Here is a 13,925-nt window from a genome sequence, read left to right on the forward strand (position 1 = left end):
CCTATAAAAGGAGACGCCGCTTAACCGCGGCTCGTGATGCTTAGACTGGTAATCGAAGCCTTAGTTTAGGCGAGCATGCAGCCCTTGTAAATCATAGACTTCCAGATCGCGGAGATAACGCAGGCCCTCGACCGCCGCGCGCGCGCCCGACATGGTCGTGTAGTAGGTGACCTTGTTGGCCTGCGCGCTCATGCGAATCGAGCGCGAATCGGCGATTGCGGCGCGCGTTTCGTCGACGGTCGTGAACACGAGCGCGATCTCGCCGTTCTTGATCATGTCGACGATGTGCGGACGGCCGTCCTTCACCTTGTTCACGACCTTCACCGGCACGCCCGCCGCCGCGATCGCAGCCGCGGTGCCCTTGGTCGCGACGATCGGATAGCCGAGCTCATGCAGCATCTGCGCGACTTCGACGGCCTTCGGCTTGTCTGCGTCCATCACCGTAAGCAGCACCGTGCCCGATTCCGGCAGACGCGAGCCGGCCGCAAGCTGCGACTTGAAGAGCGCTTCGCCGAAGGTGCGGCCCACGCCCATCACTTCGCCGGTCGAACGCATTTCCGGCCCGAGCACCGGATCGACCGCCGGGAACTTGACGAACGGGAACACGGCTTCCTTCACACTGAAGTACGGCGGAATCACTTCCTTCGTGACGCCTTGCGCCTTGAGCTTCTGACCGACCATCGCGCGCGCGGCGATCTTCGCGAGCGGCAGGCCCGTTGCCTTCGACACGTACGGCACCGTGCGCGATGCGCGCGGATTCACTTCCAGCACGTAGATGATGTCCTTTTTCGAGCCATCGTCCTGCGGCACTTGCTGGATCGCAAACTGCACGTTCATCAGGCCGACGACGTTCAGCGCCTTCGCCATTGCGGCGGTTTGCCGCTTCAGTTCGTCGACGGTTTCCTTCGACAGCGAGTACGGCGGCAGCGAGCAAGCCGAGTCGCCCGAGTGCACGCCCGCCTGTTCGATGTGCTCCATCACGCCGCCGATGAACACGTCGTCGCCATCGGAGATGCAGTCGACGTCGCATTCGATCGCGTCGTTGAGGAAGCGGTCGAGCAGCACCGGCGAGTCGTTCGATACCTTCACGGCCTCGCGCATATAGCGTTCGAGGTCGCGCGGCTCGTGGACGATTTCCATCGCGCGGCCGCCCAGCACGTACGACGGGCGCACGACGAGCGGATAGCCGATTTCTTCCGCGAGCTTCAACGCTTCGTCTTCCGCACGCGCCGTGCGGTTCGGCGGCTGGCGCAGATCGAGATCCTTCAGAAGCTGCTGGAAGCGTTCGCGGTCTTCGGCGGCATCGATCATGTCCGGCGACGTGCCGATGATCGGTACGCCATTCGCTTCGAGATCGAGCGCGAGCTTGAGCGGCGTCTGTCCGCCGTACTGCACGATCACGCCGACCGGCTTTTCGAGATCGACGATTTCGAGTACGTCTTCGAGCGTCAGCGATTCGAAGTACAGACGATCGGACGTGTCGTAGTCGGTAGACACGGTTTCCGGATTGCAGTTGACCATGATGGTTTCATAGCCGTCCTCGCGCATCGCGAGCGCGGCATGCACGCAGCAATAGTCGAACTCGATGCCCTGCCCGATCCGGTTCGGGCCGCCGCCCAGCACCATGATCTTCTTCTTGTCGGTCGGATTCGCTTCGCACTCGTCCTCGTAGGTCGAGTACATGTAGGCGGTCTTCGTCGCGAATTCGGCCGCGCACGTGTCCACGCGCTTGTAGACCGGGCGCACTTTCAGTTCATGGCGCTTCTTGCGCACGTCGTCCTGCGTCGAGCCAGTCAGCTTCGCCAGACGGCGGTCCGAGAAGCCGCTCTTCTTCAGATACAGCAGCTCGTCCTTCGTGAGGCTCGCGAGCGTGCGGCCTTCGAGCGCCTTTTCCTTCAGGATGATCTGTTCGATTTGCGCGAGGAACCACGGATCGATCGACGTCTCTTCGAAGATCTCGTCCATCGTGAGGCCGAGACGGAATGCATCGCCGAGATACCAGATGCGGTCCGGGCCCGGCTCGCCGATTTCGCGGATCGCTTCGTCGCGGCTCGTGGTCTTTTCATCGAGACCGTCGACGCCCACTTCCAGACCGCGCAGCGCCTTCTGGAACGACTCCTGGAACGTGCGGCCCATTGCCATCACTTCGCCCACGGACTTCATCTGCGTCGTCAGGCGCGAATCGGCCTCGCGGAATTTCTCGAACGCGAAGCGCGGCACCTTCGTCACGACATAGTCGATCGTCGGTTCGAACGATGCCGGCGTCTGGCCGCCCGTGATTTCGTTCTTGAGTTCGTCGAGCGTGTAGCCGCACGCGAGCTTCGCGGCGACCTTCGCGATCGGGAAGCCCGTCGCCTTCGATGCCAGCGCCGACGAGCGCGACACGCGCGGGTTCATCTCGATGACGACCATGCGGCCGTCCTTCGGATTGATCGCGAACTGCACGTTCGAGCCGCCCGTATCGACGCCGATCTCGCGCAGCACCGCGAGCGACGCGTTACGCAGCACCTGATATTCCTTGTCGGTCAGCGTCTGCGCGGGCGCGACGGTGATCGAGTCGCCCGTGTGCACGCCCATCGGGTCGAGGTTTTCGATCGAGCACACGATGATGCAGTTGTCCTTTTTATCGCGGACGACTTCCATCTCGTACTCTTTCCAGCCAAGCAGCGATTCTTCGATCAGCAGTTCGCGCGTCGGCGAAAGATCGAGACCGCGGCGGCAGATCTCCTCGAACTCTTCCTTGTTGTACGCGATGCCGCCGCCCGAGCCGCCCAGCGTGAACGAAGGACGAATGACGGTCGGATAACCGCCGCTGCCCGTCGCCTCGGCGATCTGGGCCTGAACCGCGAGCGCTTCTTCCATCGAATGCGCGATGCCCGACTTGGCCGAACCGAGGCCGATCTTCGTCATCGCGTCCTTGAACTTCTGACGGTCTTCCGCCTTGTCGATCGCTTCGGGCGATGCGCCGATCAGTTCGACGTTGTACTTCTCCAGCACACCGTGGTGGAACAGGTCCAGCGCGCAATTGAGCGCGGTTTGCCCACCCATGGTCGGCAGGATCGCGTCCGGGCGCTCCTTCGCGATGATGCGCTCGACCACTTCCCACGAAATCGGCTCGATGTAGGTCACGTCGGCCGTGTTCGGATCGGTCATGATCGTCGCCGGATTGCTGTTGACGAGGATGACCTTATAGCCTTCTTCTCGCAGCGCTTTACAGGCTTGTGCGCCCGAATAATCGAACTCGCACGCCTGGCCGATGATGATCGGGCCCGCGCCGATGATGAGGATGCTCTTGATGTCTGTGCGCTTCGGCATAACTGCTCTCGAATATATATGTTCGGTACTTTTAAGCGGCGACCTTCGCCGACTCCATCAGCTTGATGAAGCGGTCGAACAGATACGCGATGTCGTGCGGGCCGGGCGACGCTTCCGGGTGGCCCTGGAAACAGAACGCGGGCTTATCCGTGAGCGCGAAACCTTGCAGCGTGCCGTCGAAGAGCGAGACGTGCGTGACCTTCGCGTTGGCGGGCAACGTCGAGGCATCGACTGCGAAGCCGTGGTTCTGCGACGTGATGACGACGCGGCCGTCTTCCATGTCCTTCACCGGATGGTTCGCGCCGTGATGGCCCGTCTTCATCTTCATGGTCTTCGCGCCGACGGCGAGGCCCATGATCTGATGGCCGAGGCAGATGCCGAAGGTCGGAATGCCGCGCTCGATGAACTCGCGCGTGGCGCGGATCGCGTAGTCGCACGGTTCCGGGTCGCCCGGGCCGTTCGACAGGAAGATGCCGTCCGGATTGAGCGCGAGCGCGTCGGCGGCGCTCGATTGCGCCGGCAGCACGGTCACGTGGCAACCGCGCTCGGCAAGCATGCGCAGGATATTGAACTTCACGCCGTAGTCGAATGCGACAACGCGGAATTTAGGCGCTTCCTGCTTGCCGTAGCCGCTGCCGAGCCGCCATTCGGTCTGCGTCCACTCGTAGTTCTTTTCCGTCGACACGACCTTCGCGAGGTCCATGCCCGCAAGACCCGGGAACGAGCGCGCGAGGCCGAGCGCCTTCGCTTCGTCATCGGTGCCGGCGAGAATGCAGCCGTTTTGCGCGCCCTTCTCGCGCAAGATGCGCGTGAGCTTGCGCGTGTCGATGCCCGCGATCGCGACGACGCCCTGGGCCTTCAGATAGTCGGAGAGACTTTGCTCGGAACGGAAGTTCGATGCGAGCACCGGCAGATCACGAATGATGAGGCCGGCGGCATGGACTTTGGTGGCTTCGACATCTTCGGCGTTCACGCCGTAGTTGCCGATGTGCGGATAGGTCAGCGTGACGATCTGGCGGGCATAGCTCGGATCGGTCAGGATTTCCTGATAACCGGTGATGGCGGTGTTGAACACCACTTCGCCGATCGTCGAACCGGGCGCGCCGATCGATTGACCACGAAAGACCGTGCCGTCGGCAAGTGCGAGGAGTGCGGGGGAAAATGACGGCAACACGGGAAGCTCCTTGGGGAACACCCTGTTACCGACCTGTCTGTCCGAAATTCAGGCTTGGCCTCCCGTCGCTCGAAGAACGAGGGGTTTCCTTCGCAGTGAAAGCGGCGGCTCGCGGGGCGCGCATCGTGACTCGAACCGGCACGCTTGCGCGTGGCAACGAAGGATTCAAGCAGGCGATCGGCGGCGTGCGGCGCGCAGTTCGTGCGCAGCGAACGACGGTGAATGGGAGGTAGGCGCTAGGGTGCGGGTTGATATGCTCAAACCTTCGAATTATAGCGCGAAAAGGTCACATTCGCCAGATTTGAGAAATGTCCGCTTGCCGGCTACTTACTTCGCGCGCCGATCAGCGCGCCGCGCGTTCGGCCTTCTGCACCGTGCGGCTTGGGAAAACGTACCAGACCGCGCTCGCGACCTGCAGCACGATCAGCACGATCCAGACCGTCAAGTGCGCCGACGCGGGATAGCGCCCTCCATCGGAGGGCCAGAACGAAAGCATCGCGCCGACGCCCACCTGAAAACCGAAGATCAACAGAAAAATCACGAGCGTCAGCGTCGTGTGCGCGCGTCCGATCATGTGCGACGGGAAATACTCCGCGGCGACCGCGTAGCTCAGAATGCCCGTGCCGCCGAAAATCCCGTATGCGGCAATCAGCATGGACGGCGGTACCGGCACGCGCAGCACCATCAGCAGTTGCGTGGCGACGAACAGCATCATGCCGGCGCCGCAGAACGCATACACCGACACGCCGCGCCGTTCCATCCCGCGCGCCGCCGCGCCGAAGCCGACGCAGCCGAACATCATCGCAAAGCCGAGTATCGAAACGAGCGCTGCCGCGTGTGCCGGGGCGAGGCCCATTACATCGAGCAAATAGGGGCGAATCCATAGCGATTGCATCGCATAAAAAACGCCCTGCGTGACAACGGAAAACGACGCGATCTTCCAGAACACGCCGCTTTTCAGGATGAGCCACGTGCCCTTGAACTGGGTGACGACGTCCGCCCGGTGATGCGGATCGGCCTCCGCCTTGCGTGGCGCGAAAAGGACGATCGCGGCAGCGACGACGAGCGTGAACATGCCCAGTCCCACGCACACCTGCCGCCAACTCGCGACCTGCAAGAGCGCGGCGAGCGGCGAGCCCACGACGACACCGCCCAGCCCGCCGACGGCCATCGTGAATCCGTTGATGAGCGGCAGGCGCGCAAGCGCGAAATGCTGCGCCGACGCCTTGAAGGCCGCGCTCAGGCACACCGACACGCCAATGCCGATCAGCAATCGGCCGATCATCAGCCCCGCAAGCCCCCGGGATGCGCCGAACACCCAGATGCCGGCCGCCGCGAAGACCAGCATGCTGGCCGTCACGCGACGCGGTCCGAAATGATCGAGCAGCACGCCGACGGGAATCTGCGCCAGCGCGAAGCCGATGAAATACAGCGAAGTCAGCAGACCCAGATCGGCCGCGGACAGGCCGAGGTCGTGCGTGATCAGCGGCGCGAAGCCGAGATTGACGCCGCGGAACACGTACGAGACGAAGTAACCGGCGGCGAACAGGAAGAAAACACGAAGGTGAGCGGTGGGCGACATGTGAAACGGGCGCTTCATTGATTCTTTTTGGATCGCCAGTTTAACGGGGTCGTCAAACGAAAACGCCGTCACCTTGGTGACGGCGTGGGATAGCGCTTCGTAGAAACGCCGGCTTTATTTCTTTTTGCTGGTCTTCGCCGGCGCGGCCGGCTTCACGGCCTTGGCCGTGGCGGCATGCTTTGCTGCGTGCGATGTCGTCGAAGCCGACACTTTCGTCACCTTCCCCGCCGAATGCGCGGCTGACTTCCCGCCGCGCGAAGACTTCGTTTCCGGCACGCGCGTGCCGATCTTCGACACGCCGCCCGACGAACGGCTAGACGCCGCCACCGTCTCCACGCGCGCCGGACCCGGCTCGGCCGGCACCGCACGGCCGTACGGCACGTGCAGGACGACGACCTGGCCCGGCATGAACACATCACCGTGCGTGCGGTTCCATGCGCGCACCTGCGCCGGCGACACGTCATAGCGGTCCGCCAGCGTGTTGACGGCCTGCTTGCGGCGCACACGGATCACGAGTCTGCGCGTGTCGGGGACGTCGCGCTCGATCGCGAGCATCGCGTTCGCGGCGACGTCGGCGCTGATGTCTTCGTCGTCGTCGTCCGTGCGTGGCACGACGATCGTCGAGCCGGGCTTCAGACGCATGCCCGCCGGAATGCGGTTGACGGACATCAGCGTGTCCGCGTCCACACCGATCTTCTCGGCGATCGCCGCCGGGCGCGACCGCTCGGTCACCGTATAGGTGGTCCATGACGACAGCGCGCCCGAATACGACGACAGATTGCGCTGGAACGAAGCCGCGTTGTCGAATGGCAGCAGAATCTGCGGATTGGTCGCGCCAAGTATCACCGGTTTCGAGAACGACGGATTCAGCGAACGGAATTCTTCCACGCTCATGCCGGCGAGCTTCGCGGCCATCGTCACGTCGATGTCGCGCGCGGTCGTGACCGTCACGAAATACGGGTGATTCGGGATGTCCGGCAGCGTGAGACCGTACGTCTGCGGATTGCTCACGATGTTCTTCACGGCCTGCAGCTTGGGCACGTAGTTACGCGTCTCGTTGGGCATGCGCAGGCTTTCGTAGTCGGTCGGCAAGCCCGCCGCCTCGTTGCGCGCGATCGCGCGCTGCACGTTGCCCTCACCCCAGTTGTACGCGGCGAGGGCAAGATGCCAGTCGCCGAACATGTCATGCAGACGCGAGAGATAGTCGAGCGCGGCGCTCGTCGAGGCGAGCACGTCGCGGCGCTCGTCCTGCCACATGTTCTGCTTGAGGTTGTAGTCGCGGCCGGTGCCCGGCATGAACTGCCACATGCCCGCGGCCTTCGCCACCGACAGCGCCTGCGGGCTGTAAGCCGACTCGATGAACGGCAGGAGCGCCAGTTCCGTCGGCATGTGGCGCTGCTCCAGTTCCTCGACGATGTGATACAGGTACTTCTGCGAGCGCGTCGTCATGCGCTCGACGTAATCCGGGCGCTGCGCGTACCAGTTGACCTGCATGTCGACGAGATCGCTTTGCAGATCGGGAATCTGGAAGCCGCCGCGAATGCGGTTCCACAGATCGGACGATCCCGCGAGCGAAGTCACGGGCGTCTTGTCGACGTTGATGGTCTCTTTGGCTGCTGCAGTGCGGCGAATGGCGTCGGCGACTTGTTGCTGCTGTTGCTGCGAAGCGGTGGAGTTGACTGGAAGTGATAAAGGATCTGACGCTGTAGGTCCCTGGCTCGCGCACGCGGCGAGCATCAGGACGGACAGCGCGCTAAGGGTTAGTCGCATGGAACGTCTCTGCTTCCACAAAATGATGCTTGGAAATTTGGAGCCGATAGTACGGAACAGCACTTAAGACGTCAATAAGAATGCGCGCAAAACCCCTGCAAAATCCTGCATCTAACGGCGATTCCAACGTTTCGGTTGAAGTTAGCCCCAAAAGCTTCGGGTTAGCGGAACTTATCTTTCCAGCCGCGCATCATTCGGAACGCTTCGAGCCGGTCCGAAACTGGTGTGCCGAACTGTAAAGTAAGTGTCGCGCGGATCGCCGGAACGTCAGCGCGCAGGAACGGATTCACCGCTTTTTCGTGGCCGATGGTGGTCGGTAGTGTCGGTTTGCCGGCGGCGCGCAGCGCCTGTGCGTCGTCGCTCCAGCGCAGCAGCGCGGCGTTGTCCGGCTCGCATGCGCGCGCGAATCTGATGTTCGAGAGCGTGTATTCATGTGCACAGTGAACCTGAGTGTGCTCCGGCAACGCTGCGAGCGCGTCGAGCGAGCTCAGCATCTGTTGCGGCGTGCCTTCGAAAAGACGGCCACAGCCGCTTGCGAACAGGGTGTCGCCGCAAAAGAGGTGCGGCGTGCCGCTCTGGTCGCCGGGCTGGAAGTAAGCGATGTGACCGGCCGTATGGCCCGGCACGTCGATGACTGCGAGTTCGAGCGCCGGATGCGCGATGCGCACCGTATCGCCGCCCGTGACGCGCTGGGTCAGATGCTCGATACGCTCGCCGGCCGGGCCGTAGACAGGGATGCCACCCTCTGCCGATCGGCTATCGAGGAGCGCTTTCACGCCGCCGACGTGGTCCTGATGATGGTGCGTGAGTAAAATAGCGGTCAGTCGCCAACCGCGCCTGGCGAGATACGCCTCGACGGGCGCAGCGTCACCGGGGTCGACCACGACCGCATCGCGCGAGTCCGACACGAGCCAGAGGTAGTTGTCCTCGAACGCCGGAACCGGCACGTATTCGAGTGCATCCTGTACAGGTAGATTCTTGGCAAGCGAATTCATGGCGATCTTTTATGCGGCAATTCGAACATGTCTGACCGACCGATTATAGACTGGCCCACCTGGACGAGCTCGGCGCCCGGACGCTACGTGCTCGAATGGGAGCAGGCGCAGCTCGATCACGTGGTGTCCGACATTTTCGGCTATCACGCGCTGCAGCTCGGCATGCCGCATCTCGACGCACTACGCGAGAATCGCATGACCGGCCGTGCGCTCGTACTCGACGCCGAAAGCGCATCGAGCGCGCCCTACACGCCGCCGCGCGCCACGACGCCCGGTGTGAGCGCGCTACCGGCCGCGAGCGCGCCAGATGGCCGCAGCACTGTGTGGTGCGATCTGCTCGACCTGCCCTTCGAAGCACAAAGCGTCGATCTGCTCGTACTGCCCCACACGCTCGAGTTCTCGCCGGACCCGCACCGGCTGTTGCGCGAAGCCGAACGTGTGCTCGTGCCCGAAGGGCAGTTGATCATCCTCGGCTTCAATTCGCTGAGCCTTTGGGGCGCGCGGCAATCGCTCGGCAAGGTGGCGGGACGGCCGTTCGTGCCGGCGGCACACGAGATGATCGCGTTCACGCGCATCAAGGACTGGATCAAACTACTCGGGTTCGACCTTGAACGCGGGCGCTTCGGCTGCTATCGTCCGCCGCTCGTCACGGACAAGTGGCTGCAACGCTATCAATTCATGGAAGCTGCCGGCGACCGCTGGTGGCCCATTTTCGGCGCGGCGTACATGATCACGGCGGTGAAACGCGTGCGCGGCATGCGTGTCATCGGTCCGCGCAAGCTGAAAAAGACCGCGCTCGCGTCCGGCCTCGCGCCGGTCGCGGCTCCGCATACGCGCAACGAGACCCGCAACGAGCATTGATGACTCAAGAATCCGCATCGAACAAGGTAATCGACATCTACACGGACGGCGCCTGCAAGGGCAATCCCGGGCCCGGCGGCTGGGGCGCCCTCCTCCGCTTCGGCTCGCTGGAAAAGGAACTGTTCGGCGGAGAGGCCGCGACCACGAACAACCGCATGGAACTGATGGCCGTGATCTCCGCACTCGAGGCGCTGAAGCGCCCGTGTCACGCGATCATCCATACCGATTCGCAATATGTGCAAAAAGGCATCAGCGAATGGATCCACGGCTGGAAGAAAAAGAACTGGATGACCGCCGCGAAGACGCCCGTCAAGAACGCCGATCTCTGGAAGCGGCTCGACGACCTCGTCGCACAGCATGAAATCGAATGGCGCTGGGTCAAGGGCCACGCCGGTCATCCCGAGAACGAACGCGCCGATGCGCTCGCCAATCGCGGCGTGACCTCGCTCGCGGACAGCTAATCAAATTACACGTCATCTATGCGCCAATTAATACTGGATACCGAAACCACCGGCCTGAACGCGAGGACCGGCGACCGAATCATCGAAATCGGCTGCGTGGAACTGATCAACCGCCGGCTCACCGGCAACAACCTGCACCTCTACGTGAACCCCGAGCGCGACAGCGATCCCGGCGCGCTCGCGGTCCATGGCCTCACCACCGAGTTCCTGAGCGACAAGCCGAAGTTCGCCGAGATCGCCGCTCAGCTGCGCGACTTCATCGCGGACGCGGAGCTGATCATCCATAACGCGCCCTTCGACGTCGGCTTTCTCGACATGGAGTTCTCGCTGCTCGGATTGCCGAAGGTGTCAGAGACATGTGCCGGTGTGATCGACTCGCTCGCGCAGGCCAAGCAGATGTTCCCCGGCAAGCGCAATTCGCTCGATGCGCTGTGCGACCGCTTCGGCATCAGCAACGCGCATCGCACGCTGCACGGCGCGCTCCTCGACTCGGAATTGCTCGCAGAAGTCTATCTTGCGATGACGCGTGGCCAGGAAAGCCTCGTCATCGACATGCTCGGCGATCAGCCCGCGTCGGGCTCGGTTTCCACATCGCGCATCGCGCTCGACGATCTCGACTTGCCGGTCATCATTGCGAGCGAGGCCGAGCTCGCCGCGCACGAAGCCGTGCTGACCGATCTCGACAAAGCGATCAAAGGCGCGAGCGTATGGCGCACGGAACCGGCACCGGCTGAAAGCGATGTCGTTCCTGCATAAATTTTTTCGAATTTAGCTTAAGAGCCTCTTTACGAAACAAGAAACGCCTGACATAATCTCGTCTCTCTTCGGGTGGTTAGCTCAGCGGTAGAGCACTGCCTTCACACGGCAGGGGTCACTGGTTCGATCCCAGTACTACCCACCAGGATTCTGGTGTTGGTAAAGACAAGCACCGAAGAACAAAAGGCCCAAGTCTCCCGACTTGGGCCTTTTTCATTTCCGTCACCCGAAGGCGGTTGCTAAGACGTTACGACGCCCACACGCCACGCGCCATCCCGCTTGCGGCGATCACCATGACCATCACGAGTCCCGCTTCAAGATCGCTCATCCACGCAAAACGCCGCGCGCGCGTCAGGTCGATCGTCCCGCCCTGCGCGAGCGCGATGCGCCAGCGAATCAGCGCAAGCATCGGCGAGACTTCGATCAACAGAATCACGACGAGCGCCGTCATCTTCAAATGAAAAAGCGGTTCGTGCAGATAGTAGGCGCCCCCTTTTTCGAATCCGCCGAACGCGCGCGTCACGCCCGTCACGATCAGCACGATCGCGGTGACGCCCCACACCGAGTCCGAGCGGAACACGTCACGCAGGCGCAACTCGTTCGCCTGAATGGACTGCGTGGCGTCGAGACGCCGCAGCGCGCGGGCCCGCGCGAGCACCGAGCCGAGCGCGAACCCGAAAGCAAGAAGATGAATTGCGGCCAGCAACCAACGTATCAGCATCCTTTCCTCCCTGACGAGACAGGAACGACGTGTACGGCATTTTCGGCTTGCGAAGTCGAACCGACTCAGCCCTGACGCAGGGTCGCATCGAGCGCCCGCGCCGCGCTGCGATCGCTTTCGCTGGCGAGCGGCGCGCGGAACACGGTGGTGCGATTGTGCCCGGCTGCGGCGGGCGAGTCCCACAATAGTTCGATTTTCGGCCGACGCGCGAACACGCCGCGCCGCACTTCGCCGCTTGCGCGAATCGCGGGGCCGGCGGGCTCGGTGGCCGGTGTGAGCATCGTCGTGGATGGCGATGCGTCCGACGACGGCGCCGGCCATTTCACCGACAGTTCGCGCGCATCGTATTGGCCGAGCTTTCGGCTTTCCGCCCAGACGACAGCGGTCCGCGTGACCGGATCGAGCGAGATCGCATAGCGGCCGATCGCGAAACGCCGCGCCGCAATGTTCGTGCGCCAGAGCGCGCGCGGCCGGCAGATCCACATGATGACCGCATAAAGCGCCGGGCCGACGACGAGCCAGCCGTTGGTCTCGGCGAGCGCTTGTGTGAAGCGCCGCCATCCTGAACTCCAGACGAACGCGCCGACGGAAAACATCGCAAAGCCGAAAGCCAGCAGCGCGATGAAGCGCAACGCCTGCCGCAGCCACTGCGGCAGCGGATGCAGCGGACGTTCCGTGCGCGCCTTCGCGCCCGGCAGCACGATCAGGAGAAAGATCAGGACGAGGTTCACGCATGCCCACGGCGAGGACGTCATCGCGCGCAGCGAGGACAGGTAGCCCATCTGCGACATCGAGAACGCCCAACGCGCCGCGAGCACCAGTCCGATCGCACGCAATGCGAACACGGTGCCGGCGCCCGGTGCCGGGCTCGCGCTGATTTGCTTGGGTCTCGCCAAAAGAACACTCCTGTCCACGATCGATGCATACTGCTCCGCGCATCGCGAAGCCCGGTCATTATAGGGAGATTACGGATGTCGTCAGAGGTTTGACAGCCCTTGCGCGGCGTAGCGCCCGAAAGGCGGACCTAAGTGTGCTATTACGACAACGCCCCGCGTGCCTTGAGGCACGCGGGGCGTTGTTTTGTTGCCGATGCCGCGCGAAGCGGCAAGACTTGCTCAGCTCGCGTTGACTTCGCGCAGAACGGTGCGGCGCTTCTGGCGCAGCAATTCTTCATAAACGTTGACGTAGTTCTGCGCCATCACCTTCGACGAGAAACGCGCTTCGAATGCGCCACGAACCTTCTCGCGCGACAGCGTGTCGAGCCGCTTCACGGCGGCGATCGCCGAGAGTTCGTCTTCAACGACGAAGCCCGACACACCGTTTTCGATCACTTCCGGCACCGAGCCGCGGTTGAACGCAATTACCGGCGTGCCGCAGGCCATCGCTTCGATCATCACGAGGCCGAAGGGCTCCGGCCAGTCGATCGGGAACAGCAGCGCGTGCGCATTGCCGAGGAACTCCGTCTTCTCGGCTTCGCTGATTTCACCGATGTACTCGACGTGCGGCAGCGCGAAGAGCGGCTTGATCTCTTCTTCGTAGTACGCGCGGTCGGCCTTGTCGAGCTTCGCGGCGATCTTGATCTTCATGCCCGCAGCTTGCGCGATGCGGATCGCGCGGTCGACCCGCTTCTCCGGCGAGATGCGGCCGAGGAACGCGAGGTAGCCGGGCTTCACGTTCGGAATCGGCTTCAGCAGGTTTTCCGGCAGACCGTGATACACCGTGGAGAGCCAGTGCGCCTGCGGCAGCGGCTGACGCTGGTTGTCCGAGATCGAGATAACCGGCACGTCATTGAACGTGTCGAAAATCGGCTGCAGTTCGGGCAGGTCGAGACGGCCGTGCATCGTCGTCAGGAACGGCACCGGCTGGCGCGCGAACAGCGAGAACGGGTAGTAGTCGATGTGGAAGTGCAGCACGTCGAACTCGTCGGCGCGGCGGCGGACTTCTTCGAGCAAAAGCATGTGCGGCGCCATCGTGTCGCGGATGGTCGGATCGAGGCGCAGCGCCTGCGGCCAGAACGCTTCGAGTTTCGCGGAGGTCTGCGAATCGCCGCTCGCGAAGAGCGTCACATCGTGTCCGGCATCCACGAGTGCCTCGGTCAGATAAGACACCACGCGTTCCGTGCCGCCGTACAGCTTCGGCGGAACAGCCTCGTGGAGGGGCGCGATTTGAGCGATTCGCATGTCGTGAAACTCCTAATGAAAGATCAGGCAAGTACTGCTGTCATGTTGACGTTGGAGAGCGAATCGCTCGGCTCGGGCGAAGCTCTCCGCGGCGCGGGGCCGCGGCGCTA

At 63.0% G+C, this 13,925-nt stretch carries 11 protein-coding genes and 1 tRNA gene; 4 read left to right on the plus strand and 8 right to left on the minus strand.

Translation table 11 applies throughout. The features are described from left to right. Window positions 1-60 precede the first annotated feature (60 nt). The 5 genes from carB to gloB form a co-directional block, all read right to left on the minus strand. Window positions 61-3,315 (minus strand): carbamoyl-phosphate synthase large subunit, encoded by a 3,255-nt coding sequence (gene carB, locus NCT32_RS09455; RefSeq protein WP_061120980.1) that lies wholly within the window; start codon window positions 3,313-3,315, stop codon window positions 61-63. A gap of 31 nt (window positions 3,316-3,346) precedes the next feature. Continuing rightward, the gene (gene carA, locus NCT32_RS09460; protein ID WP_061121004.1) at window positions 3,347-4,489 is read right to left on the minus strand and encodes a glutamine-hydrolyzing carbamoyl-phosphate synthase small subunit; all 1,143 of its coding nucleotides are present in this window, start codon (window positions 4,487-4,489) and stop codon (window positions 3,347-3,349) included. A 343-nt stretch (window positions 4,490-4,832) separates the two neighbouring features. Next, window positions 4,833-6,089 (minus strand): nitrate/nitrite transporter, encoded by a 1,257-nt coding sequence (locus NCT32_RS09465; RefSeq protein WP_250490109.1) that lies wholly within the window; start codon window positions 6,087-6,089, stop codon window positions 4,833-4,835. 96 nt (window positions 6,090-6,185) lie between these two features. Beyond that, window positions 6,186-7,841: a transglycosylase SLT domain-containing protein gene (locus tag NCT32_RS09470; RefSeq protein WP_250476869.1), complete on the minus strand. Its 1,656-nt coding sequence runs from the start codon at window positions 7,839-7,841 to the stop codon at window positions 6,186-6,188. Window positions 7,842-8,002: 161 nt separating this feature from the next. After that, window positions 8,003-8,836, minus strand: a complete 834-nt coding sequence (gloB, locus tag NCT32_RS09475) for a hydroxyacylglutathione hydrolase (protein WP_250490110.1) — start codon at window positions 8,834-8,836, stop codon at window positions 8,003-8,005. Window positions 8,837-8,863: 27 nt separating this feature from the next. Between gloB and NCT32_RS09480 the strand changes: the two genes are divergently transcribed. The 4 genes from NCT32_RS09480 to NCT32_RS09495 all read left to right on the plus strand — a co-directional run bounded on the left by NCT32_RS09480 (window position 8,864) and on the right by NCT32_RS09495 (window position 11,059). Beyond that, the gene (locus NCT32_RS09480) at window positions 8,864-9,697 is read left to right on the plus strand and encodes a class I SAM-dependent methyltransferase (protein ID WP_061120983.1); all 834 of its coding nucleotides are present in this window, start codon (window positions 8,864-8,866) and stop codon (window positions 9,695-9,697) included. Next, window positions 9,697-10,158 carry a ribonuclease HI gene (gene rnhA, locus NCT32_RS09485; RefSeq protein ID WP_061120984.1) on the plus strand — a complete coding sequence of 154 codons (462 nt, stop codon included), beginning with the start codon at window positions 9,697-9,699 and terminating at the stop codon, window positions 10,156-10,158. Before NCT32_RS09480 ends, rnhA begins: the two co-directional genes overlap by 1 nt. Window positions 10,159-10,176: 18 nt before the next feature. Then, window positions 10,177-10,914 (plus strand): DNA polymerase III subunit epsilon, encoded by a 738-nt coding sequence (gene dnaQ, locus NCT32_RS09490; RefSeq protein WP_061120985.1) that lies wholly within the window; start codon window positions 10,177-10,179, stop codon window positions 10,912-10,914. 70 nt (window positions 10,915-10,984) lie between these two features. Next, window positions 10,985-11,059 (plus strand) — tRNA-Val (locus tag NCT32_RS09495). Between the two features lie 102 nt (window positions 11,060-11,161). Here NCT32_RS09495 and NCT32_RS09500 read toward each other — a convergent pair. The 3 genes from NCT32_RS09500 to NCT32_RS09510 all read right to left on the minus strand — a co-directional run bounded on the left by NCT32_RS09500 (window position 11,162) and on the right by NCT32_RS09510 (window position 13,815). Next, window positions 11,162-11,635, minus strand: coding sequence for a DUF2214 family protein (locus tag NCT32_RS09500; RefSeq protein ID WP_061120986.1), 474 nt, complete (start codon window positions 11,633-11,635; stop codon window positions 11,162-11,164). 65 nt (window positions 11,636-11,700) lie between these two features. Further along, window positions 11,701-12,531 (minus strand): hypothetical protein, encoded by an 831-nt coding sequence (locus tag NCT32_RS09505; protein WP_061120987.1) that lies wholly within the window; start codon window positions 12,529-12,531, stop codon window positions 11,701-11,703. A 219-nt stretch (window positions 12,532-12,750) separates the two neighbouring features. Further along, window positions 12,751-13,815 (minus strand): glycosyltransferase family 4 protein, encoded by a 1,065-nt coding sequence (locus NCT32_RS09510; protein WP_250490111.1) that lies wholly within the window; start codon window positions 13,813-13,815, stop codon window positions 12,751-12,753. Window positions 13,816-13,925: the final 110 nt, after the last annotated feature.

Origin of the sequence: Caballeronia sp. INML2 (genome assembly GCF_023631365.1) — a bacterium.
GTDB classification, from domain to species: Bacteria; Pseudomonadota; Gammaproteobacteria; order Burkholderiales; family Burkholderiaceae; genus Caballeronia; species Caballeronia turbans.